This is a genomic window from Thomasclavelia cocleata, assembly GCF_900102365.1.
GTDB classification, from domain to species: Bacteria; Bacillota_I; Bacilli_A; order Erysipelotrichales; family Coprobacillaceae; genus Thomasclavelia; species Thomasclavelia cocleata.
In genome coordinates this window covers 44,986-69,600 of sequence record NZ_FOIN01000010.1, presented here as the reverse complement: position 1 = coordinate 69,600, position 24,615 = coordinate 44,986, and the positions used below count along the sequence as shown (strand labels likewise).

The following is a 24,615-nucleotide window of genomic DNA, read 5'->3' as shown; positions in this document are numbered from 1 at the left end:
GTATTTGCCTTTTGAATACATTCTCGAAGAACAGGCAGGGCAATATTCAGCTTTAAGAGATTTTTCCAGATGAACCTCTTTAATATTTCCATCAGTTAAAATTTTGGTAATAATTATATCTTTATCTTCAATGTTTAAAAAATTCATGATATCATTAATCATATAGTTCCTTTCATAGTATCTAGACAATATCAATGATAAAAGAACTATAAAAAGAAACAACAACTAGTTAATTCCAGCTGTTGTTTTTTTAATGTCTTTTTTGTAAGGTCATCCCCCTAAAGTTGACCCCCAAAGTTGTCCCCTAAACTTGTGCCCCCTAAATTATTTGAATAGCCGAGAACCTACAACAGTTCTTTTTTACTTGATTTAGAAAAAGAATAATTATTATAATATTTCTTATAAGTGCTGCTTCTTGACTCTTACAAAGGGGAGTGGTAGGATTACGAAAAAGGAATTGTTTCCAAGGAGGAAGTATGCTTAAGAGAAGGTTGATGATTATAGGTTTTGTTTTAGGTTGTTTAATTTTTAGTGGATGTAGTGATGGGGTAGTTACGAGTAAGTCTGTTAGTGAAAGTATATTTGCGATGGACACCTATATGACAGTTACAGCATATGGTAATGAGGCTCAAAATGCGGTAACAGAGGCAATAGCGGAGATTGAGCGTTTAGATAAGTTATTATCTGTAGAAAATAAACAAAGTGAGATTTTTTTATTAAACCAAAATGGTGGTGGTAAATTATCTAAGGATACTAAATATCTATTAGAGCAATCCTTAAAGTTGTGGACAGAGACAGATGGTAAATTCGATATTACTATCTATCCAATTATGAAAGCCTGGGGATTTATTGATAAAAATTATGTTATACCAGATAGTAATACATTAAATCAGTTATTATCATTAGTTAATTCTTCTACAATAAAGATAAATGAGCAAAAATCAACTGTTACTTTTGAAAAGCCTGGAACGAAGATTGATTTAGGAGGAATTGCAAAAGGGTATACTTCGTCTAAGATTATGGATATTTTTCGTAAACACAATATTTCAAAAGGGTTAGTTAATCTAGGAGGAAATGTTCAGGTTTTAGGAAAAAAAAGTAATAATAAGATGTGGCAAGTTGCAATTAAAGATCCTGATAGTACTGATTATTTAGGAGTATTACAAGCTGAAGACTGTGCTGTAATTACATCTGGAGGATATGAGCGTTATTTTGAGCAAGATGGATTTATATACCATCATATTATTGATCCATTAACAGGTTATCCAGCGGATACTGATTTAAAATCAGTTACAATCATAAGTGGAGATGGTACTTTAGCAGATGGTTTATCAACGGCATTATTTATAATGGGCAAAGATAAGGCAGTTGATTATTGGAAAAAGAATAGCAAAAAGTTTAATATGATTTTATTAGATGTAAAAGGAAATTTATATACTACAGAAGGAATTGTAGATCAATTTATAAGTGAACATAATATTGAAATCATTAAGATATGAAATGAAGATAGATATTTTTATTATTGTACTAATAAATGTGAACGTTTTTTAAATAGAAACATTGTTAGTAATTGTTTTCAATGATATTAGAGTTATGCAAAAGCTATAAATAGTGTGTAAGTGAGAAGATAGACATTAATTATATTAAGTTTTTGGATGTTGATTTATAATTATGTATAATGAAAAAAGAAATTTAATGTTGTAAAGATATATAATATTGCATGTATCTTTATGCTTATATAGTTAGTAGATTTGTTTTAGCTGGATTAATGGAATAAATGCTTTTTGGATTATGAAAAATGTAGTAATTTTTATATCATTGTGATAAAATCGTTTCATAAATAATCAGCAAAATATTTATGGAGGTATGTTATGTATAAAATTTTACTTTGTTGTACATCAGGTTTAACTACAAGTATGCTTGTAGATGCGATGAAAAAAGAAGCTGCTAAGCAAACTTTAGATGTTATGGTTTGGGCAGTAGCGATTAGTGCAATTGAATTATCTTGGGCTGATGCTGATTGTATTTTGATTGCATCACAAAATACAAGTGACCTTGAAAAGGTAAAATCTATTGTTAAAACATCTATTCCAGTTGAGGAAATTAATGATATAGATTTTTCAAAAATGGATGGGAAAGCTGTTTTAAATCGTGCAATTGAATTGATAGTCAGTTAAGTTATTCTATTTGAATAGCTTTTTTTATGAAATAATACCTGTTAATAGTGTAATTAATAGTTAGGAGTGGATATTTTTCAACAAATAATATACAATAGTCGTGGTGATATTATGGCTAAGCAAATTCCTTTACAACAATTAAGAATAAATGAAAATAGAATTAAGTTATTAAATAATATGGGAATCTATTGTTTGAAAGATTTGATTCTTCATTTTCCATATCGTTATGATTGTATAGAAGCAACATCTTTAATAAATAATGAAAAAGTTATTATTGAAGGTGTTTTAATTGATGAACCTAAAGTTTTTTTTAAAGGACGTTTATCGAGATTGACATTTCAGATTTTATATCAGCAAGAAATATATAAAGTAATAATTTTTAATCGTCATTTTTTGAAGAAAAATATGGTTAAAGGAATGCTTCTAACTATAATTGGTAAATATAATAATGCTAATAACAGTATTACAGCAAGTGATATTAGATTAAAAGCACTTAAAGAGATAACTGGTATTACTCCTATTTATTCTTTAAAAGAGGGAATAACTCAAAAGTCTTTTCAAAATTATGTTATGAAAGCTTTGAAATTTTATCAAGGTCATATTCAAGATGAAGTGCCAGCTTCATTATTGATTAAACATCATTTGATACATAAGGAATTAGCTTTAAACTTAATTCATTTTCCATGCAATAATGATGATATAGAAGAGGCATTAAGATATTTAAAATATGAAGAATTTTTAAAATTTCAATTAACAATGCAATATATAAAATTATCTCGTAAAAAAAATATTGGGGTAAAAAAACAATTTGATCAACAGATATTAACACAATTTATTAATCAGTTGCCATTCAGGTTAACTCCTGATCAAAATGCAGCAGTTGATGAAATAATTAATGATTTAAAAAAGGATACAATAATGTATCGTTTTATTCAGGGAGATGTTGGTAGCGGTAAAACAGTTGTTGGAGCTATAGGTTTATATGCAAATTATTTAGCAGGGTTTCAAGGAGCAATGATGGCACCTACTGAAATTCTAGCTTCTCAGCATTTTAAATCTTTAAATATTTTATTTAAAGAAACTGGTATTAATTTAGCATTATTAACAGGACGTTTATCTAATAAGGAAAAACAAAATATTTATCAGGATTTGGATAGTGGTAAAATTAATATTGTAGTAGGGACACATGCTTTATTTCAAGATAAAGTTAGTTATCAAAAATTAGGTTTAGTTATTACTGACGAACAGCATCGTTTTGGTGTAAATCAGCGTAAGGCGTTAAAAGAAAAAGGACAGCAAGTTGATTTTATGGTAATGTCAGCTACACCGATTCCTAGAACATTGGCAATTAGTTTATATGGTGATATGGATGTATCAACAATTAAAACGATGCCTACAGGAAGAAAACAGGTAATAACTGATGTAATAAAATCTCATAGTATGAAGCCTATTTTAAATAATCTAAAAAAATATTTAGCTAGTGGAGGTCAATGTTATGTAGTATGCCCATTAGTTGCAGAAAGTGAAGTAATTAGTAGTAGGGATGCGACTAGTATTTATGAAGGGATGAAAGCATATTTTAAAGGGAATTATGAAGTAGGTTTGCTTCATGGTAAAATGGATGATGAAGTAAAAGAGCATATAATGGAAGACTTTAAAAATAACCAAATTCAAATCTTGGTTTCAACGACTGTAATTGAAGTTGGAGTTGATGTAAGTAATGCTAATTGGATGGTTATTTATAATGCTGAGCGCTTTGGTTTAAGTCAGCTACATCAATTAAGAGGACGAGTTGGTCGAGGAAATGAACAAGGTTATTGTTATTTATTAAGTAATTCATCAAGTAAAGAAGCGATTGAACGATTGGAATTTTTAAAAAGTTGTCATGATGGTTTTGAGGTGTCTTATTATGATTTGAAAGTGAGAGGACCTGGCGATATTTTAGGTAATCAACAAAGTGGGTTACCATCGCTTATAATCGGTGATATTTTTAAAGATATAAATATTTTAGAGGTATCTAGAAAAGATGCTAAAGAATTATTAGAAAGTAAATCTAATGATACTGTTTATTTAAAATTAATCAGTGAGATTGAAGAACAATTAATTAATAATAATAAATATATTGATTAATTTTTATGATATAATATGAACTAATATGAGGTGATAATAATATGAAATTAGGAATTGATGCTATGAGTGGTGATTTAGGAAGTGCGATAGTTGTTGAAGCTTGTCGCTCATTTCTAAGTAAAAATAAAACAGATGAATTATATGTGGTAGGAAAAAAAGAGGAATTATTAGCTTTAGAGTCATATTCACAAGTCACAATAATTGATGCACAAGAAGTTTTAGAAATGACAGAAAATATTCTAGCTATTCGTAGAAAAAAAGAGTCAAGTATGGTTAAAACAATGATGTTAGCAAAAAATGATGAGGTTGATGCTGTTTTATCATGTGGTAATACAGGGGCTTATTATGCTAGTGCGATGTTATTTTTAAAACGACTAGAGGGTATTGAAAAATCATGCTTAATGGCAATGTTACCAACATATAATGATAGAGGTGTTGCTTTACTTGATGTTGGAGCAAACTCTGAAAATACAGCTGAGCAATTGAAATCATTTGCTATTATGGGAAGTGTTTATGCAAAGAATGTACGTAAAGTCAGTAATCCTAAAGTGGCGTTATTAAATATTGGTGCAGAGCATCATAAAGGTGATGAAGTTCATCAAGAAACATATAAATTATTAGAAAGTATGCAAGAAATTAATTTTATTGGCAATATTGAAGGTAAGGAGATTTTAGACGGGGATGTTGATGTTGTTGTCACTGATGGATTTACAGGCAATGTTGCTTTAAAAACGATTGAAGGAGTTGCAAAAGTATTAGTAAAAAGTTTAAAAGATGGTTTTATGTCATCAACACGTACAAAAGTAGGGGCAGTAATGGCAAAACCAGCATTAAAACAATTAATGAATAAATTTGATACTAAAGCCGCTGGTGGCGCATTAATGATTGGATTTGTTAAACCAGTAATTAAGGCACATGGCTCAAGTGATGCAATTGCTTTTGAGAATGCAATGAATTTAGCATTTGATATGGTTTCAAGTAATGTGGTGGATAAAATGAAAGAAGGATTGAAATAAAGTGGATTTAGAACAATTTTTACAAAATATGGAGATACCTTATAGTAATATCGATATTTTTAAAGAAGCATTTACACATCCCTCATATGCAAATGAAAATAAATTAAAAAATCATGATTATGAACGATTAGAATTTTTAGGTGATGCAGTATTACAATACCATGTTTCTAGGCATCTTTTTGATTTGTACCCAGATCTGCCTGAAGGACGATTAACAAAATTAAGAGCTAAATTAGTTCGAGAAGAATCATTAGCTCGTTTTGCAAGAGAATTGAATTTAGGAACATTGATTTTTTTAGGTGCTGGTGAAATAAATAATGGTGGACGTGATCGAGATAGTGTATTAGCTGATATTTTTGAGGCTTTAATAGGAGCTGTTTGTTATGATTGTGGACCTGAATATGTTGAAAAAATACTTGAGATAACGATTTATAAGCATGTTGAAGATGTAAATTATGATGAAATTACTGACTTTAAAACACGGCTTCAAGAATTAATTCAAGCTGATCAAAGAAAAACTGTTACCTATGATTTAATATCTGCAACGGGTCCATCGAATAATCCAGTTTTTGAAATGGCTGTAAAAATGGATGATATGATTTTAGGTGTTGGAATTGGTTCTAGTAAAAAAAGAGCGGAGCAAAAAGCGGCTAAAGATGCTTTGAATAAACTTGCAAAATGATAAATTTTAAAGCAATGTATTAATTCAAGAAGATAATAATTTAAGCATAAAAGCTCCTGCTATCTTTTGGTTTTATAATTATTGAAGATAAAAAGTGCAGTATTTATTAATACCACACTTAGGAAATATAATTATATTTATAGATGGAAATTTTCCATCTTTTTTGTTTAGAAAATATCTTAAATGTAATAGATAGTTTTTCTTAATTTATAGTAGTATATATCACCAAATATCTTGTAAAAAAACCAAGTTAACCTTGGTTCAAGAAATCACGCACTTCTAATAGATTATTCATAATTTTATATGTCATTTTAGCAAATTCAGGTTCTGGATATTTAAGATCAGGAATGCAAATAACTTTAATTGCAGCATTAAAGGCAGCATTAATACCAGCTTCAGAATCTTCAAGAACTAGAGTTTCAGATGGTTTAACATCAAGCTTTTGACATGCTTTTAAAAATATTTCTGGATCAGGTTTACCTCTAATGACTTCATCACCACAAATCGAATCATCAAAATATAGATTTAATCCAGCTAATTTAAAAATATAATCAACACGATAACGTTGTGAACTAGTTGCTACAATTGTTTTATAATCATGTTCTTTTAGATACTTTAATAAATCAAATAATCCCTTTTTTAAAGGAACACCTTTATTTTCAAAGATTTCATCCATATAATCATGAACCTCTTTAATTGTATTTTTAATATCAAAATTTTCACCATACTCTTTATAAATTAATTCAGCAATTCCAGCCATAGGTTTACCTAGTAGTTTTTTATAAAAGTTTAAAGACATTGTTAATCCATTTTTAGCCAAAACATACTGAAATCCTTCAAATGCAAGCTTTTCAGTATCAATCATTAAACCATCCATATCAAAAATAATAGCTTTAATCATAGTTACCTCCTTAGCCAACATATTAACATAAATTTTTTATATAGTTAAATCATTTTGTGTAATAAAATTTCATTTGTTTCATATATTGCAATAAAGGAGTTGTGAATATGATACATAGAGGGGAAATCTATTATGCTGATTTATCACCAGTAGTAGGCAGTGAACAAGGGGGATATCGACCAGTTGTAGTATTACAAAATAATAAAGGAAATCGTTATTCAACAACTATTATTGTGGCACCTATTTCATCTAGATTAACCAAAAATCCTTTACCGACTCATGTGACAATTGAAAGTAATTATTTGGAGAAAAAAAGTGTTATTTTATTAGAACAGATAAGAACTATAGATAAACAGAGAATAAGAGAAAAAGTTGGATTGATTGATGATAAAATGATGCAGTTGATTAATCAAGCGATTAAAACTAGTTTGGATATTAAATAGTTTTACTTTTAGATTGCTTTTTTGATATAATATACTCATGGAGGTAAATATAGATGAATATTCGTGATATTAAAACTAAAGCAAAAAGTGTTTTGGTAAATCGGAGTAATATAATTGTTGTTTTTATATTTATCAGTGTAGTGACAACTATAATAAATTATATTAGTGAAACATTAGGGGTAATGATACCATTTTTGTCATTGCTGGTATCAATAATAATGTTACCATTTTCTCATGGGAATATTGTAACAGCTTTAAAAGCAGTGAATGAACAAGGAGATGAAATTTCTGTTGAACATGAAGGACTTGCTGGATTAAAGAGATTTAAAGAATTATTTTTTACTTATTTTCTTCAAACAGCATTTTTAATGGTAATTATGCTACTTATTTGTTTAGTACTATTTTTAATTGCAAAGTTAGTGATTGATGAAAGTGTGTTTAATAATTTAGGGATGTTATTTTCACAAGCTGGTATTTATACAAACGATGTTACTGCTTATTTACAAGATCCTGCTTTTATACAGGCAGCTGCTTCTATAAGTGGAATTGTTGTATTAGGGCTTACTGTTATGGTTGTTGTTGGAGTTATGTATACTTTAATTTTTGCGTTAACACCATATGTGTTAGAAAAGAATAAAATTTATGGAGTTAAGGCAATGAGTTATTCTGCGCATTTAATGAAGGGATATAAAGGAACATTGTTTGTGTTATATCTTTCTTATTTAGGCTGGTATATTTTAACTATTGTAATAACTGCAGTTGTTCAGGCATTTTTACCAATTCCTTTGGTTATTGAGATACTGATGTCAGCTTTATCAGTTTATTTATTTTCTGCTGAACTGCAAACTAGTGTTGCTGTATTGTTTGAAGAAATAAATTTAGAAAATAATAATGTATAGGAGTGTTAAATTGAGTTTAATAACAAAAGTAAAATTAAATAATCGTCAAAAAGCAATTGGGACAATACTTCTTTTTCCTTGGTATTTGTATTTTGCACCAAGTATTTTTAATTTTTTAATTAAACTATATATAATGTATGTTAATGATAATTTAACATCAGAGACTATTAATACGTATTTTAATGTGCTGATTACATTATCGACAGCAGTTTTTTTGTTAATTATATTTAGAGATTTTATTAAAAAAAATTGGAAAATATTTAAACAGGAATTATTGGAAAATGTTATTTGGGTTTTAACTATTGGTATTGGCTCAGCCTATTTATTTAGTTATATAGGAGAATTTATTGTTAATTTACTTTTACCAGCTAATACTAGTGAAGCAACTAATCAGACATTAGTTGTTACATTAGTATCGTCAAATATGTTATTAATGACATTTCAGGCGGTAATTTTAGCACCGATTGTTGAAGAATTATTTTTTAGAGGACTAATATTTAATACGCTTCGACAAAAAAGTGTGTTTTGGGCCCATTTAATTTCAGCATTTTTGTTTGGACTATTACATGTTTATAGTTATATTTTAGCTGGTGATATGAGTGAGTGGATAAAATTGATTCCTTATATGACTGCTGGATTAGCTTTTTCTTATGCATACGAAAAAAGACAGAACATTATTGCTCCAATCTTTTTACATGGGGTGAAAAATTTAATTGCAGTGATATTGATATATATAATGTTTTAACAGCATACTTTAAAAGTATGCTGTTTTTATTAGAACATCATTACAATAATACCAACACTAATACCTAAAATAATTCCAAAAGTCACATCGCTTAAATAATGAACAAACAGATACAATCTAGAAAAAGCCATTAAAAGGGCAAATAGGATAAATACTATACCTGTCTTAGGAAAGAAAAAACATACTGTAGTAGCACAGGCAAAACTAGATGTAGTATGTCCAGATGGAAAAGAATAGTCACTAGGAATAGCAACAAGCATTTCTACATCACTGTATGTGTGACAAGGTCTTTTCCTTTTTATAATTGATTTGATAGTAACTTGACCAATAACAGTAGCTAAAAGTAATGCTGCTAACATTTTTTGTGATAATAACTGCGTTTTACTGCTTAGACTTAAAAGAAGAATTAGTAGTAGCCAAATCATTCCAAAATCACCAATTCCAGCAATAAATTTCATTATATTGCTTAATAATTTATGATGATAAAATTTTGGGAAAAAATGAGATGTTTTTACATCTATTTCTTTAATTTTCTGTAGAATAGTCATTATCTACCATCCCTTCTTTTAATAAGATGGACCCAAATTTAATTATATATACAATAACTAAATTAAAAATAATAAATAAGATTAGTTTAATTGCAAGAGGTGATAAAAAATTATTTCCTGAGATTAAACTATTATAACTTGGAATAAAACTAAGTAAATTATGGAGTCCATTAATAATAAATATATAAATTGATAAAATAGTATTAATATAAAAATCAATTATATTTTTTGTAATGCTAGCAATAATTCCTGGACCACAAATAAAATCTTCAAAAGCAACATAGACAATCATTCCAGAAAAAGTAACAATACTAACTATAGCTAAAGTATAAAGAAAATTAATTAATTTAGTAGTAAAAGTTATTTTCTCATCTTTAATTATTGTTTCTGATAGGGGAAGATTATTATCATCTTCGTTATATTTTTTTGATACTGAAGTTCCATTAATTATATCCATAAGTTCATTAATTCGTTTTGGATCTCCACCAATGACCTGTTTATTAGTAGGAGATGATTTTATAACTGATTCAGATTGATCATCATCTGATTCGTCAGTAAATTCAAAATGCTTTATTAAATCTTCTTGTTTATTAGAACTTGTTTCATCTTCTTTTAATGAGTCAAGATTTTTTTTATAGTTATCAGTATCTTCGTCTTCAAATAATAAAGGATTTATGGTAACAGATTTTTTATTTAATATTTCACCTAAAAAATAATGATAGGTATCACGAACTAAATCAATTAACTGTGAGTCATTCTTATATTCTTCAAGTAATTTATAATATGTTTGTTCTAGGGTTTCAACAGACATGTCACTAGACATACCAAGTAATGGTGAATACATTTCCATTGAATCATATCGAGCGAAAAGAAAAATATTAATAACTTCAAGATTATTTTTAGCTACTCTAAACACCCTGGAAGTAATTGAGTTGTTTGAAGGACATAAATCAGTTAAGTATATTACATTCATTAATTTACGATTAGCAGCGTGAAGTAAACTAGGATAATTTGCTACTACTAAAGTATTTTCTGCTGTAACATTTAATTGTTCTAAGACAGTTGTTAATAAGTAAGGATCAGGTAAAGCAGGATTATTACTATCCCCACCAATGATAAAATCGATGTGGTTATATAATCTGGTTAATTGTAAGTATTGAATAGCACGTTTTATTTTATGGCTGGAAATCACAGCAACTTTAATATTTTTTTGCTTAAAAAACTGTAATATTTCTTCAGTTCCTTCTTTTATTAATGAGTTTGGTTTTAATTTAGCATATTCATACAAATCACGTTCAATCAGCTCATTTAAGTCATCTGGAGTAATATCTTTGATAATCGGAAAATTATTATACATAGTTTGCATATTACCAAGTGATTTTTCAAATTCTTCTTTTGTAATATCATAGTTATGTATTTTACATATTTTTTTTAAATAATTAAATCTTAGACGATTTAAATCTAATATTCCTCCATCTAATGATAGGATAACTACTTTTATATTATCAACAGTTTGTTTATAAAACATAACTAAATCACCTCACTTGTCTTTTAATTATATCATAAGTTTTACACTTTTTCATTAAAATTTCCTTGCTTTTATTTAATAATTGGTGTATTATAATATACGTCATCTCTCCTTAGCTCAGTTGGTAGAGCATCTGACTCTTAATCAGAGGGTCCACGGTTCGAGACCGTGAGGGGAGACCATTAGAAAATATGGCTTAAACACTAGGTTTTACTAGGGTTTAGGCCTTTTTTGTTTGTGTATATAAATTATAATTCTTAGGTATATTTAGTTGTGTTTAGTATAGTTTGGATATATTAAAAGTGGTCAAAAAGTGGTCAAAATTAAAACTACTCATCGCTAAGTAGTTTTAATTCAATGCTTTTAGTTGTTGACTTTATTTTTTCTTCAACGAAATTTTCAATAACATTATTTTCTCTTAATTTATGTTTGTCTAAATGTATGTATACTTCATTAAACATTTTACTATCCAAATGCTCATGTATAATATTGAGCGTTTTTTAATCAAGCTCCATTATAATATAACAAAGCAGTATATGTATGTCTAAATATATATGGTGTAAGCCTAGTTTATTAAATTCTATGATTAACTTTAGAACTTTTATTTTATCTGTAATTTTTTAACAAGCTATTTATAGCTTTGATGCGTTAAATATTAGGTATAGGTGGTTATAAAAAAATAAATAATTATAAAATTTTTTAATTAATCTATAATCAATGTGTCTATACCAATTAAGAAATGGTTGAATACAATAATATTAAAGAAAATACTATATGGACACTTTAAGGAGAATTAAGATAATTTTTAATAATAGAGTCACCAGTAACTTTATCATAATTAAAAAAATTTAATATTAAAATAAACCTATATAGATGAAGAATATATTATAAGAGGAGAAATACTAATGAATACGTTAAGTGATTTTAAATATATTGATTTATACAATGCAGTTGTAGGAGGGATAGTTGTATTTTTGAACTTTATTTTTGGTGAACACTGGATTTTATTTGCGTTGTTTTTATTATTTAATGTTATTGATCTTATAACTGGATGGATGAAAGCTATAATGACTAAAAAAGTAAATTCTGTTACTGGTTTTAAGGGAATATTAAAAAAGTTAGGTTATTGGATAATGATTTTAATTGCTTTTTTAGCTTCGATTACATTTGTAGAAATTGGTAAGACTTTAGGAATTGATTTAGGTGTAACTAAATTATTAGGTTGGTTTGTTTTAGCATCTTTAACTATAAATGAACTTAGAAGTATTGTAGAAAATTTTGTAGAAGCAGGATATAATGTCCCTGCAATATTAACAACGGGGCTAGAAATAAGTAATAGATTAATAAATCAAAAAAAATAGTTATAAATATTGTTAATTAAAAAAAATTTTTAAAATCGTAAAACAAAAAGTTATGATATATACTGTATAATTTAGAAATATATGTAATTAAAGATAATGTCTTTGATGAAAAAATAAAAAAATGTATTGCAATATGTATATAAACATGATATTATATTTAAGCAGTTGAGGAAACGGAGACATACTCAAGAGGCTGAAGAGGCGCCCCTGCTAAGGGTGTAGGTCGGGAAACTGGCGCGAGGGTTCAAATCCCTCTGTCTCCGCCATTTAATTGGTCTGGTAGTTCAGTTGGTTAGAATGCCGCCCTGTCACGGCGGAGGTCGCGGGTTCGAGTCCCGTCCAGACCGCCAATAAGTAGATAACAACTCTTAGAAAGAGTTGTTTTTTTATTTAAATATATGATATTTCTTGTTAGTAGTCTGGTAATGTGTTAGAAAGTTAAAAGAATTGGAAATATGGATGTATTTTTGTTGATTGAATTTAGGATTTTATCCATTTAAATCAGTAACTATACAAAGAGGTGTTTATTTTTTATAAGTGTTTAAAAAGGGATTTGATATATTAAATTTAAAATCTTATAATTTTTGTATATTTATATGTTCCTAAAGTTAAAATAGATTTTTTCTAGTTATTTTATTTTGGAATAGTTACTGAGGAATTAAAAATTATTATATGGAGGTATAAGATGATTGAACCACTATATTTTAAGACACGTGATGAGTTTAGAAACTGGTTGTCTAAAAATTGTACAACAAGTAAGGGGATTTGGTTAGTCTTTAGAAAAACAAAAGAAATAGGAACATTAAAAGCAGATGAAGCACTTGAGGAGGCACTTTGCTTTGGCTGGATTGATGGAGTGATGAAACGTATTGATGATAAATCATATATGAAATATTTTTCTATACGCAGAAAAAATAGTAAGTGGTCTAAAAAAAATAAATCTCTTGCAATAAGTTTAGAAAAACGTGGCTTAATGACTGATTTTGGTTATGCTAAAATTAAAGAGGCAAAGGAAAATGGACAGTGGGATAATGCTAGTAAACCTTCTGCTATTACAGATAAACAAATAGAAGAATTAATTGAATTATTAAAAGAAAATAGATGTGCTTATAAAAATTTTCAACATATGTCTTTATCTGTTAAAAAGACATATACTAGAGCTTATTTAGATGCTAAAACTGAGACTGGACGTATTAAACGATTGTCATGGATCATTGATCGTTTGGAAAAGAACTTAAAACCGATGTAAATATATTTTAGATGATTTTTAATGAATATTAAATTAATTGTGGAGGATTTTTTATGGGATATAATCAGAAAAAAGAAGTTAATGAGGCTATTGAGGCTGTTGATTATACTCTAGGTTATTTAATAGAAGCACAGAAATATTTACATAGTGCGAGTAATTGGGGTGTTTTTGATATATTAGGAGGTGGCTTTTTTGCCACAATGGTTAAACATGGAAAAATGGATGATGCACGAAATGCTATAATGATGGCTAAAGATTCAATTATAAGTTTAAAAAAAGAACTTCTTGATGTTAATGAAGTTCTTGATGTAGATTTAGAAATTAGTGATTTTTTAATATTTGCTGATTATTTTTTTGATGGGATAGTTGCAGATTGGATGGTTCAATCAAAAATCAAAACTGCTCAAAGCCAAGTTGATCAAGCAATTGAAAAGTTAGAAGAAATAAAATCTTGTTTAAAAATGATTGTTTGTTAGGAAGAAACATGTTGATATATGTTATTTGATTATAAGGTTTAAATATGTTTGAAAGAATGTCGGATAAAATAATAAATTATATGTAAAAGTGATTGTTTAAAAAAGTAATTAAAAAAACAAAACCTGATTTTTATATTGGATTTTTTTTTATAACTTACTTTTTAATAAACTTTTAAATCTTTCTTTTATTAATATAAGCATGCATAATTGCAATCATTGTTTTAGAATCAAAAATTTCACCATTTACAACTTTTTGATATGCTTTATCTATGTCTATTGCAACAACTTCAATTTCTTCATCTTCGTCACAATTTAGAGGATTTTCTACTTTGAAGACGTCGTTAGCTTCATATACATATAACCATTCATCACTATAACCAGGAGTTGGTAAAAATTTGGCTATTTGAGTAATACTTTTAGCACTATATCCAGTTTCTTCTTCTAGTTCTCGCAAAGCACAAAGCTTAGTATCTTCACCTAATTCTAGTTTACCAGCTGGGATTTCTAAAGTATCAGTTGCATTAGGGTAACGGTACTGTTTGACTAATAAAATTTTATTATCAATTATTGCTAGAACTCCTACACCGCCATGGTGTCTTACTACTTCTCTAAATGCCTCATTACCATTTTCGCATTTTACTGTATCTTTATATACTTTAATAATTTTGCCATCATATATTAAATGGCTGTCTATTTTCTTTTCCATAGTTTCACCTCAAATAAATTATAACAAAAAAAGTATGCGGGGGTGCATACTTTTTTATATTATTTCACGTAAGGGTGATAATAGGGGGTATGTAAAGCGAATTATCTTCACTTGACAATGTCATTATAACATTTGAATTAGTAAATGTAAAGGGTTTCATTAAAATAAGTAGGTATTTATTATAAAATTTGTTATAATGATTAATGGTGATATAGATGAAGGAACTTAGAATAACAGAAAATGATGCTAACCAGAGAATTGATAAATATTTAAAAAAATTATTAGTCAATGCTCCAGCTAATTTTATTTATAAAATGTTTCGAAAAAAAGATGTTAAAGTTAATGGGAAAAAAGTAGATGAAAAATATATATTAAAGAATAATGATCTAGTTGAAATGTTTTTGTATGAAGATAAATTTCAGGAATTCACAGCTGCAAAGAATATATATCAAGTAACTAGAACTTTTAAAGTTCTTTATGAGGACAAAAATGTTCTAATTGTATATAAACCAGTTGGATTATTGGTACATGAAGATGCTAATGAGAGTATTAATACTTTAACTAATCAAGTTTTAAGTTATCTAGCTGAAAAAAATGAGCTGGACTTAGGACGTGAAAATACTTTTATGCCTGGACCAGTACATCGGTTAGATCGGAATACTAGTGGTATTGTAATTTTTGGTAAAACATTAGCAGCATTACAAATATTGAATGAAATGATTAAACAAAGGCATTGTATAGAAAAAACATATTTGACTATTTGTAAAGGGAAATTAAATCAAAAACGTAATCTTAAAGGTTATATAGTAAAACTTGAAGATCAGGCACAAGTAAAATTAGTTGATAAAGATTATCCTGGTGCATTAACGATGGAGACAATCGTTAAGCCAATAAAATTTAATGATGATTATAGTTTAGTAGAGGTAACTTTAGTAACAGGACGAATGCATCAAATTAGAATCCATCTTGCAAGTATTACTCATCCAATTATAGGAGATCGTAAATACGGGGATTTTGAGTTGAATAAGTGTATGAAAAGAAAATTTGGATTAAATAATCAGCTTTTACATGCGTATAAAATAAAATTTGTTAAAACATTTGGGGTATTGGACTATTTACAAGATAAAGAAATTATTTGTTTGGAACCTGAGCTGTTTAGAAAAATAGAAAAAACTTTATTCTAGATATCTTTTATTAGAGTTATCTTTATTGTATAATTATTTATATATGCAGGAGGAATAAAATGAAATATTATATTGGAATTGATTTAGGTGGTACTAATGTTCGTACTTTGCTGGTAGGAGAAAATGGAACAGTGTACGCTGAGGTAAAGGATAATACTGAAAGAGAAAATGGACCTGATTATGTGTGTACAAAAATCATCAAGCAAATTGAAGCTCTAGATACAATTGTTTGTGATGGATTAAAAGGTGTTAGTGGGATTGGAATTGGTGTACCAGGACCAGTGGATACAGTAAAAGGAACAATGATTATGGCTACTAATTTGCCAGACTTTGAAGATTATCCGATTTGTGATAAATTATCTGAGCGTTTTGGTTTACCTGTATTTATTGATAATGACGCTAATGTAGCTGGATTAGCTGAAGCAATATTAGGAGCAGGAAAAGATTATCCTACTTGTTATTATGTGACTATTTCTACAGGAATTGGTGGTGCTTTTATTGCTGATGGTAAATTAATCTCAGGTGGACGTGGACATGCTGGTGAGATAGGAAATATTATTGTTAAAAATAATGGATATAAATTTGGATCATTAAATCCTGGTGCAGCGGAGGGAGAAGCTAGTGGTACAGCAATTACTCGAAAAGGTAAAGAATTATTAGGTGAAGATAAAGTAAATCATGCAGGTGATGTTTTTAAGTTGGCTAGTGAGGGAAATTTAAAGGCACAGAGTATTGTTGATGAGTGTGTATCACAATTAGCTGCTTTATTTGCTAATATTGCTCATACAGTGGATCCTCATTGTTTTGTAATTGGTGGTGGTGTAATGAAATCACAGGAATATTTCTATGATAAACTAGTTGAACAATTTAATTCAAAGATTCATTTAGGAATGAGAGGTCATATTCCCTTATTGGCAACTAAACTTGAAGATTGTGGAGCTATTGGAGCTGCGATGTTACCAATGTCAAAACTTGGATAAGAAGGAAAATTAATTTTCTTTCTTTTTTATTATAGAAATGTTATTATATGCAAGTGAGGTGACGAGAATGTCAAAAAGAGTAGTATTAGGATTAAGCGGTGGTGTTGATTCAGCAGTTGCTGCTTATTTATTAAAAGAACAGGGCTATGAAGTAATTGGTGTTTTTATGCGGAATTGGGATAGTCAGCTTAATAATGATATTTTAGGTAATCCTACTAATGATAATGATATTTGTCCTCAAGAACAGGATTTTAATGATGCTAAAGCAGTAGCTAAGTGTTTGGGGATTGAAATAAAGAGAATAGATTTTATTAAAGAATACTGGGATCAGGTTTTTACTTATTTTTTAGATGAATATCGTAAAGGAAGAACACCAAATCCAGATATTCTTTGTAATAAACATATTAAATTTAAGGCTTTTTTAGATTATGCAAAAACATTAAATGCTGATTATATTGCTACAGGTCATTATGCAAGAGTTGTACATCATTCTAATGATGATTCAATTATGCTTAAAGGTTTAGATTATAATAAGGATCAAACATATTTTTTGTGCCAATTAAATCAAAAACAATTACAAAATTCATTATTTCCATTAGGTGAAATTGATAAAAAGGAAGTAAGACGTCTTGCCCATGAATTAAATTTACCTGTTGCTAATAAAAAAGATAGTACAGGAATCTGTTTTATTGGTGAACGTGATTTTAAAGAATTTTTGCAAAACTATATTCCAGCTCAGCCTGGGAAAATGGTTGATATTGAAACAGGTGATGTTATCGGTGAACATTCAGGAATCATGTATTATACAATTGGACAACGCAAAGGCTTAGGGATCGGTGGACCAGGAGCTGCCTGGTTTGTTGTAGGAAAAGATTATGATAAAAATGTTTTGTATATTTGTCAAGGAGACCAAAAAGATTGGTTGTATTCAACAGGTGCTTTAATAAGTGATGTAAACTGGATAGCTTCAAATAAGCCAGCTAAAAAAATTAAATGTAATGCAAAATTTAGATATCGCCAGATAGATAATCCGATTCAATTAGAATTTATTGATGAAAATACAGTATATTTGACTTTTGATAAACCTGTAAAAGCTGTAACTCCAGGTCAGGCTGCTGTTTTTTATGATGGAGATATTTGTTTAGGAGGAGGAACAATCGAGACTGTTTACAAGGATGGTAAACCGATTGAATATTTATAATGATTGAATATACTGGTTATATTAAGAAGATTCGCTTTTATAGTGAGTCTTCTAATTATATTGTGGCTTTAATTGAAGTTGAACAAGAAGATAAATTAATTACAATGAATGGATATATGAATAATTTTAATGATTATGATAAATATTTATTTATTGGTGATTATGAAATTCATCCTAAATATGGTAAACAATTTAAATTAAATGAATATCGAATTGTTTTAGCTAAGGAAAGTGATGAAATTGTAAAATACTTATCTAGTCCATTGTTTAAAGGAATTGGTAAAAAGTTAGCACAACAGATTGTTGATAGTTTAGGAGAAGACTGTTTATCAAAGATAAAAGCTGATAAACATAGTTTAGATTTTGTAATTGGGATGACTGAAAAACGTCGTGATACAATATATGATACTTTAACAAATAGTGATTATGATCAAGAAGTGATGCAGTTTTTCATGGGGCATGGAATCAGTTTAAAGAATTTAGGATTAATACAAGGTTTTTATCAAGAAAAGACTTTAGATGTTTTACAAAATAATCCTTATCAATTAATAGAAGATATTGATGGTATTGGTTTTAAAACAGCAGATGATCTAGCTTTAAAAATAGGTGGATCATTGGATAATCCCAATCGTATTAAAGCAGCAATTGTTTATTGCATTAAACAGTATGGTTTTAATACTGGTAGTACATATTGTTTAATAGATGAGATAGTAAATATGTTCAGTAAAATTATTTATAATATTGATGAATCAGTATTTTATGATTATTTAGAAGAATTGATTGATGAAGAATTAGTTATTAAAGAAGATGAACGTTATTATTATCATGAAATGTATGAGGCTGAAAGAAATATTGCAAAATATTTAAAAGCTAGGATAAATCGTCCTGAAGAATTATTTGATGAAAATGAAGTGAATCGTTTATTAAAAAATTATGAAAAAAAACAAGGAATAACTTATGCTTTGAAACAAAAAGAAGCACTAAATTATTTCTTAAAATCATCAGTGATGATTTTAACTGGTGGACCAGGTACTGGGAAAACAACAATTGTTCAAGCTTTATTAAAAATTTACTCAACTTTATATCCAGAAGATCGTATTGGTTTAGTTGCTCCTACAGGTAGAGCTGCTAAACGTTTAACAGAATTAACAGGAATTAGTGCCTGTACCATTCATCGGTTATTAAAGTGGGATTTGCATAGTAATACTTTTGCGATGAATAAGAATAATCCATTAGATATTGATGTTTTAATTATAGATGAGTTTTCGATGGTTGATTGCCTTCTTTTAAGTAAATTGTTTGAAGCTGGAAGGAAAATTAATAAAATCTTATTTATTGGTGATTACCATCAGTTACCTTCAGTTGCTCCTGGCAATGTTTTACAGGATCTAATGGAAGCTGGAGTGAAAACTATTGAGTTGGATGAAATATTTAGACAGGCTAAAGACTCAGGGATTATTCAATTAGCTCATCATATTATTAGTAATGAAATAGAGGATATGGAAATTTTTAATCAATTTCGGGATATAAACTTTTTTTCGTGTATAAACTATGATGTCATTAAAAATGTTAAAACAATAGTAAAAAAAGCGTTAGATGAAGGTTATGATGCTAATGACATTCAAGTGTTAGTTCCAATGTATCAAGGAATAGCAGGAATTGATGCTTTAAATGATGCTTTACAAGATATATTTAATCCTAAAGATGAGTTTATTGAAAGTTATAAAATTGGTCGAATTGAGTATCGTGTTGGAGATAAAATTTTACAATTAAAAAATCGTCCTGATGATGATGTCTTTAATGGTGATATTGGTATTTTAGTGGAAATTTGTAAAAAAGATAATTTTGAGTATCTCCAAGATACTTTGATTGTTGATTTTGATGGTAATTTGGTTGAATATACATCACAAAATTTTAATACCATTACTCATGCTTACTGTATGTCAATTCACAAATCTCAAGGGAATGAATTTAAAATTGTAATCATGGCAGTATTAACTGATTATTATATAATGTTAAGACGAAATTTATTATATACAGCAATTACAAGAGCGAAACAGTCTCTCTTTATTTTGGGAAATTATAATGCATTTATGCAAGGACTTAATAATTATCAGGATAGTCGACGTAAAACAACTTTAAAAACGAGATTTGAATCTGATGAAGAATTAAATGTGTATGATTTTATGGAATAATGACAAACTATACTGAGGTGAGATTATGTTAGCAAGAAATAAATTATTGATTGGATTAACCGTTGCTTCACTAATGATATTATTTAGTGAATGTGAATGTGTTGAAGATATGATGGATAATTTAAAAGCAAAGATGTAGAGATGAGGCTTGAAAAATAGTTTTCAATAGTTTATAATTTGGTAAATCGTTGAAAAAGAAGAGTACTATAAAGATGTTTTTTAGAGATAGTATGGCTGGTGAAAATACTAATCATGTTTATAGGAAAGCTGCTTTGGAGAGTAATTAAATATTACCGTGTAAGCTGCGTTACTAGCTAAATGAGGGCATGAATTATTCATGAACTAGGATGGTACCGCGATTTAAGTCGTTCCTAGCAATAGGACGACTTTTTATATTGAACAAAGGAGAAGAAAATGAAGCAATTAACTGGAAATCAAGTAAGAAAGATGTTTTTGGATTTTTTTGAAAGTAAAGGTCATAAAGTTGAGCCAAGTCATTCATTAATTCCAAATGATGATCCAACTTTACTTTGGATCAATGCAGGAGTAGCTGCATTAAAAAAATATTTTGATGGAACTATAAAACCAGATAATCCTCGTATTACTAATGCACAAAAATCAATTCGTACTAATGATATTGAAAACGTTGGTAAAACAGCACGTCATCATACTTTTTTTGAAATGTTAGGGAACTTTTCAATTGGGGATTATTTTAAAAAAGAAGCAATTGATTTTGCTTGGGAACTATTAACTGATGAAAAATGGTTTGCTTTTGAAAAAGATAAACTATATATTACAGTTCATGATCATGATGATGAGGCTTATAACTATTGGGTTGATGTAAAAGGTGTTGATCCTACACATATGTTAAAAACACCAGGAAACTTTTGGGAAATTGGTGAAGGACCATGTGGACCTGATTCTGAGATTTTCTATGATCGTGGCGAGAAGTATGATCCAGAAGGATTAGGAATAAAATTATTTTATGAAGAGTTAGAGAATGATCGTTATATTGAAATTTGGAATCTTGTATTTTCTCAATATAATTCTCAAGAAGGTGTTGCTCGTGAAGATTATGAAGAATTACCTCAAAAAAATATTGATACTGGAATGGGATTAGAAAGAATTACAAGTATTATTCAAGAGGGAGAAACTAATTTTGATACTGATTTCTTTTTACCAATCATTCATGAAACTGAAAAGTTTGCTAATGTTAGCTATCATGAAAATAAAATGGCTTATCGAGTAATTGCTGACCATATTCGTACAGTTACTTTCGCTTTAGCAGATGGAGCATTATTTGATAATGCTGGTCGTGGTTATGTGTTAAGAAGAATTTTAAGAAGAGCTGTTCGTTATGGTAAACAAATTGGAATTAAAAATGCATTTATGTATAATTTAGTTACTGTAGTTAGTGATATTATGAAAGAGTTTTATAGTTATTTACCAGAAAAAGTTAATTATATTAGTGATTTGGTAAAAAAAGAAGAGGAAGCTTTTCATAAGACATTATCAAATGGTGAAAAATTATTAACTAGTTTAATTTCTAAAAATACAGATGGGGTTATTAGTGGTAAAGATGCATTTAAATTATATGATACTTATGGTTTTCCATTTGAATTAACATTAGAAATAGCTGAAGAGTCAAATTTGAAAGTAGATGAAGAAGGTTTTAAAGAGGAGTTAAAGGTTCAACAAGAAAGAAGTCGTGGAGCACGATCTGATAATGAATCAATGGCTAGTCAAAAACCGGATTTAATGTCATTTGATCTACCATCATCTTTTGAATATGATTCAGCTAAAATTAATGGAATCGTTATTGGGTTATTTAAAGATGGTGTTAAAACTGATATTTTAGATGATTATGGAGAAGTTATTTTTGATGTAACAACTTTTTATGCTGAAATGGGAGGACAATGTGCTGATACTGGTGTGATTCATAATGAAAATTGTAAAGCAAATGTTGTAAATGTGTTAAAAGCTCCAAATCAGCAACATTTACACTTTGTTGAAGTTGAAAACGGAACAATTAGTATTGGAGATGTTTTAACATTAGAGATTGATAATGAAAAACGTAATAAAATTATTGCTAATCATACAGCTACCCATTTATTACAAGCAGCTTTAAAGGAAGTTGTTGGAAATCATATTAATCAGGCTGGTTCATATGTTGATGATAATCGTTTAAGATTTGATTTTACACATTTTGAAAAGATCTCTAATGAGCAAATAAGGGCAGTTGAACAAAAGGTTAATAGTGTTATTTTTAATGGAATTGACGTTGAAATTAAAAATATGACTAAAGATGAAGCGTTAGCTAGTGGAGCAATGGCTTTATTTGATGAAAAATATGGAGATACAGTAAGAGTTGTTTCAGTAGGAGAGTTTTCAAAGGAATTATGTGGTGGATGCCATGTAACTAATAGTGCTAATATTGGATTATTTAAAATAGAAGCTGAGGAAAGTGTAGGGAGTGGAGTTCGTAGAATTGAAGCAATTACAGGTAAAAGTGCATATGAAGCTTTAGTTCAAGAAAAAGAAACAGTAGATACAATTAGTAATCTTTTGAAATTGAAAAATCGTAAAGAAGTAGTTAATAAAATTAGTGCATTAAATGATGAATTATCATCTGTCAAAAAAGAAGTTGAAACTTTAAATGCTAAATTAAATGCTTTAAATGCAGCAAGTAAAATTAATGATGTTGAAAATATCAATGGTGTTAAAGTTTTATATGTTGAAGAAAGTTTAGAAAGTGCCAAAGCTAAACAGTTAGCATTTGATTTTAGAGATAAAATCAATTCTGGAGTAGTAATCTTAGTATCTTGTTTTGAGGACAAATGTTCATATTTTGTTGGTGTAACTAAAGATTATATTGCAAATGGTTTTAAAGCTGGGGATATTGTTAAAAAGATTAATGCAGTAGTTGATGGTCGTGGCGGTGGAAAACCTGATTTTGCTCAAGGTGGTTGTCCAATGAATGAAAAAATTACAAGTATTCATGATCAACTTAAAAACTTCTTTTAATTTACTACTATTTGGTGTAAAATAATTCTATAGGCGATGCCTTGAAGGAGGTCGAATAATATGCATGATTTAACAAAAACAAAAGTATTTAGTTCCGAAGATATGCGTCGGGAGATGATTCGTAGTAATCTTCAAACAGTAATAGATGCTTTAAATGAAAGAGGATATAATGCAGTACATCAGATTGCAGGTTATTTAATCTCTAATGACCCTGCGTATATTTCTAGTCATAAAAATGCTAGAAATATAATTCAACAAATCGAACGTGATGAAATTATTGAGGAATTAGTCAAATCGTATTTGGAGAAATAAGATGGAGAGAATATTAGGATTAGACTTAGGCTCAAGAACATGTGGAATTGCTATGAGTGATGCTTTGGGGATGTTGGCTCATGGTGTTGAGACATATCGTTTTAGTGAAAATGCTTATGAAAAGGCAGCTGATTACATTGAAAAGATAATTAATGAAAATCAGATTAAAACTGTTGTTTTAGGATTACCAAAACATATGAATGGTGATTTAGGAGAAAGAGCAGAAGTCTCGATCATGTTTAAAGAAATGTTAGAAAAAAGAGTAACAGGGTTAGATGTTATTTTAATAGATGAACGTTTAACTACAAAAGTAGCGCAGGATCGCTTGATTTTTGCTGATGTTTCTCGAAAAAAACGTAAACAAGTGATTGATAAGATGGCAGCAGTAGCAATATTACAAGGCTATTTGGATGCTCAATAGAAAGGAAATTTAATGGAAGCAAATAAAATTCAGGTAATTGATGATCAAGGAAATGAAAAAGAATTTGAAGTATTGTTTACTTTTAATAATGATGAATTAAATAAACAATATGTTTTATACTATGATTCAACAGTTGAAGAACCTAGTGTTTATGCATCGATTTTTGATGATGAAGGAGGATTATATCCTATTGAAACACCTGAGGAATGGGAAATGGTAGAAGAAGTTTTCCAAAGTTTTATGGCAGAAGATGAAGAAGAACATGGATGTTGTAGACATCATGGTGATGGTGAGTGTTGTCATGAAGAGGATGATCATGAATGTTGTGGGGGACATGGTCATGATAATCATGAATGTTGTAAAAATAAAAATGATAATTAATAGAAAAGCTAAATTATTTTAGCTTTTTTTTGATAAAAGAATTTAATATAATTTAT

General features: G+C 28.6%; 23 protein-coding genes, 3 tRNA genes and 1 other annotated feature. Of the genes, 22 read left to right on the top strand and 4 right to left on the bottom strand.

The genetic code is table 11. From position 1 onward, the window contains the following. The first annotated feature begins 476 nt into the window (after window positions 1-476). From BMW96_RS06070 to rnc, 5 genes are all read left to right on the top strand, one after another. Complete coding sequence (locus BMW96_RS06070; RefSeq protein WP_092353518.1) at window positions 477-1,499, top strand: FAD:protein FMN transferase; 1,023 nt, start codon at window positions 477-479, stop codon at window positions 1,497-1,499. 372 nt (window positions 1,500-1,871) lie between these two features. Then, window positions 1,872-2,177 (top strand): PTS sugar transporter subunit IIB, encoded by a 306-nt coding sequence (locus BMW96_RS06065; protein WP_092353516.1) that lies wholly within the window; start codon window positions 1,872-1,874, stop codon window positions 2,175-2,177. A gap of 111 nt (window positions 2,178-2,288) precedes the next feature. Next, window positions 2,289-4,307 carry an ATP-dependent DNA helicase RecG gene (recG, locus tag BMW96_RS06060; RefSeq protein WP_092353514.1) on the top strand — a complete coding sequence of 673 codons (2,019 nt, stop codon included), beginning with the start codon at window positions 2,289-2,291 and terminating at the stop codon, window positions 4,305-4,307. Window positions 4,308-4,348: 41 nt separating this feature from the next. Continuing rightward, complete coding sequence (plsX, locus tag BMW96_RS06055) at window positions 4,349-5,323, top strand: phosphate acyltransferase PlsX (protein WP_092353512.1); 975 nt, start codon at window positions 4,349-4,351, stop codon at window positions 5,321-5,323. Window position 5,324: 1 nt separating this feature from the next. Continuing rightward, window positions 5,325-6,005 carry a ribonuclease III gene (rnc, locus tag BMW96_RS06050; RefSeq protein ID WP_092353510.1) on the top strand — a complete coding sequence of 227 codons (681 nt, stop codon included), beginning with the start codon at window positions 5,325-5,327 and terminating at the stop codon, window positions 6,003-6,005. Window positions 6,006-6,255: 250 nt separating this feature from the next. On the opposite strand, the gene BMW96_RS06045 is transcribed toward rnc, so the two are convergent. Next, window positions 6,256-6,906, bottom strand: coding sequence for an HAD family hydrolase (locus tag BMW96_RS06045; protein WP_092353508.1), 651 nt, complete (start codon window positions 6,904-6,906; stop codon window positions 6,256-6,258). 107 nt (window positions 6,907-7,013) lie between these two features. On the opposite strand from BMW96_RS06045, the gene BMW96_RS06040 reads away from it, so the two are divergent. From BMW96_RS06040 to BMW96_RS06030, 3 genes are read left to right on the top strand one after another with little or no spacing between them, the layout of a single operon-like run. Then, window positions 7,014-7,349 carry a type II toxin-antitoxin system PemK/MazF family toxin gene (locus BMW96_RS06040; RefSeq protein WP_092353506.1) on the top strand — a complete coding sequence of 112 codons (336 nt, stop codon included), beginning with the start codon at window positions 7,014-7,016 and terminating at the stop codon, window positions 7,347-7,349. A 53-nt stretch (window positions 7,350-7,402) separates the two neighbouring features. Continuing rightward, the gene (locus BMW96_RS06035) at window positions 7,403-8,248 is read left to right on the top strand and encodes a DUF975 family protein (protein ID WP_092353504.1); all 846 of its coding nucleotides are present in this window, start codon (window positions 7,403-7,405) and stop codon (window positions 8,246-8,248) included. Between the two features lie 10 nt (window positions 8,249-8,258). After that, window positions 8,259-8,993 carry a CPBP family intramembrane glutamic endopeptidase gene (locus tag BMW96_RS06030; protein ID WP_092353502.1) on the top strand — a complete coding sequence of 245 codons (735 nt, stop codon included), beginning with the start codon at window positions 8,259-8,261 and terminating at the stop codon, window positions 8,991-8,993. Window positions 8,994-9,022: 29 nt separating this feature from the next. Here the strand turns inward: BMW96_RS06030 and BMW96_RS06025 are convergent, their stop codons facing one another. Both BMW96_RS06025 and BMW96_RS06020 read right to left on the bottom strand, forming a co-directional pair. Continuing rightward, window positions 9,023-9,541 carry a phosphatase PAP2 family protein gene (locus tag BMW96_RS06025; RefSeq protein ID WP_092353500.1) on the bottom strand — a complete coding sequence of 173 codons (519 nt, stop codon included), beginning with the start codon at window positions 9,539-9,541 and terminating at the stop codon, window positions 9,023-9,025. After that, window positions 9,519-11,069 (bottom strand): HAD family hydrolase, encoded by a 1,551-nt coding sequence (locus tag BMW96_RS06020; RefSeq protein ID WP_092353498.1) that lies wholly within the window; start codon window positions 11,067-11,069, stop codon window positions 9,519-9,521. Before BMW96_RS06020 ends, BMW96_RS06025 begins: the two co-directional genes overlap by 23 nt. A 106-nt stretch (window positions 11,070-11,175) precedes the next feature. Between BMW96_RS06020 and BMW96_RS06015 the strand changes: the two genes are divergently transcribed. From BMW96_RS06015 to BMW96_RS05990, 6 genes are all read left to right on the top strand, one after another. Continuing rightward, window positions 11,176-11,251 (top strand) — tRNA-Lys (locus BMW96_RS06015). Between the two features lie 723 nt (window positions 11,252-11,974). Then, a complete protein-coding gene (locus tag BMW96_RS06010; RefSeq protein ID WP_092353496.1) occupies window positions 11,975-12,430 on the top strand; it encodes a phage holin family protein in 456 nt (151 codons plus the stop codon). A gap of 175 nt (window positions 12,431-12,605) precedes the next feature. Further along, window positions 12,606-12,696: transfer RNA gene (locus tag BMW96_RS06005), tRNA-Ser, on the top strand. 7 nt (window positions 12,697-12,703) lie between these two features. Further along, window positions 12,704-12,780, top strand: a tRNA-Asp gene (locus tag BMW96_RS06000). A 335-nt stretch (window positions 12,781-13,115) separates the two neighbouring features. Continuing rightward, window positions 13,116-13,679 carry a YdeI/OmpD-associated family protein gene (locus BMW96_RS05995; RefSeq protein WP_092353494.1) on the top strand — a complete coding sequence of 188 codons (564 nt, stop codon included), beginning with the start codon at window positions 13,116-13,118 and terminating at the stop codon, window positions 13,677-13,679. A gap of 53 nt (window positions 13,680-13,732) precedes the next feature. Beyond that, window positions 13,733-14,155, top strand: a complete 423-nt coding sequence (locus BMW96_RS05990; RefSeq protein WP_092353492.1) for a hypothetical protein — start codon at window positions 13,733-13,735, stop codon at window positions 14,153-14,155. Between the two features lie 172 nt (window positions 14,156-14,327). On the opposite strand, the gene BMW96_RS05985 is transcribed toward BMW96_RS05990, so the two are convergent. Then, window positions 14,328-14,861 (bottom strand): NUDIX hydrolase, encoded by a 534-nt coding sequence (locus BMW96_RS05985; RefSeq protein WP_092353490.1) that lies wholly within the window; start codon window positions 14,859-14,861, stop codon window positions 14,328-14,330. Between the two features lie 215 nt (window positions 14,862-15,076). On the opposite strand from BMW96_RS05985, the gene BMW96_RS05980 reads away from it, so the two are divergent. The 8 genes from BMW96_RS05980 to BMW96_RS05945 all read left to right on the top strand — a co-directional run bounded on the left by BMW96_RS05980 (window position 15,077) and on the right by BMW96_RS05945 (window position 24,559). Next, on the top strand, window positions 15,077-16,045 hold the full coding sequence (locus BMW96_RS05980; protein ID WP_092353488.1) for an RluA family pseudouridine synthase: 969 nt from the start codon (window positions 15,077-15,079) through the stop codon (window positions 16,043-16,045). Window positions 16,046-16,104: 59 nt separating this feature from the next. Then, window positions 16,105-17,025: an ROK family protein gene (locus tag BMW96_RS05975; protein WP_092353486.1), complete on the top strand. Its 921-nt coding sequence runs from the start codon at window positions 16,105-16,107 to the stop codon at window positions 17,023-17,025. Window positions 17,026-17,092: 67 nt separating this feature from the next. Further along, the gene (gene mnmA / locus BMW96_RS05970) at window positions 17,093-18,226 is read left to right on the top strand and encodes a tRNA 2-thiouridine(34) synthase MnmA (protein ID WP_092353484.1); all 1,134 of its coding nucleotides are present in this window, start codon (window positions 17,093-17,095) and stop codon (window positions 18,224-18,226) included. Next, window positions 18,226-20,421, top strand: coding sequence for an SF1B family DNA helicase RecD2 (gene recD2, locus BMW96_RS05965; protein WP_092353482.1), 2,196 nt, complete (start codon window positions 18,226-18,228; stop codon window positions 20,419-20,421). Before mnmA ends, recD2 begins: the two co-directional genes overlap by 1 nt. A 179-nt stretch (window positions 20,422-20,600) precedes the next feature. Next, window positions 20,601-20,797 (top strand) — a binding site (T-box leader). Between the two features lie 38 nt (window positions 20,798-20,835). Further along, window positions 20,836-23,445: an alanine--tRNA ligase gene (alaS, locus tag BMW96_RS05960; protein WP_092353480.1), complete on the top strand. Its 2,610-nt coding sequence runs from the start codon at window positions 20,836-20,838 to the stop codon at window positions 23,443-23,445. A 60-nt stretch (window positions 23,446-23,505) separates the two neighbouring features. Continuing rightward, entirely contained in the window at window positions 23,506-23,757 is a 252-nt protein-coding gene (locus BMW96_RS05955) for an IreB family regulatory phosphoprotein (RefSeq protein ID WP_024720679.1), read from the top strand. Between the two features lies 1 nt (window position 23,758). After that, window positions 23,759-24,178: a Holliday junction resolvase RuvX gene (gene ruvX, locus BMW96_RS05950; protein ID WP_092353478.1), complete on the top strand. Its 420-nt coding sequence runs from the start codon at window positions 23,759-23,761 to the stop codon at window positions 24,176-24,178. Between the two features lie 12 nt (window positions 24,179-24,190). Beyond that, window positions 24,191-24,559, top strand: a complete 369-nt coding sequence (locus BMW96_RS05945; protein WP_092353476.1) for a DUF1292 domain-containing protein — start codon at window positions 24,191-24,193, stop codon at window positions 24,557-24,559. Window positions 24,560-24,615 lie beyond the last annotated feature (56 nt).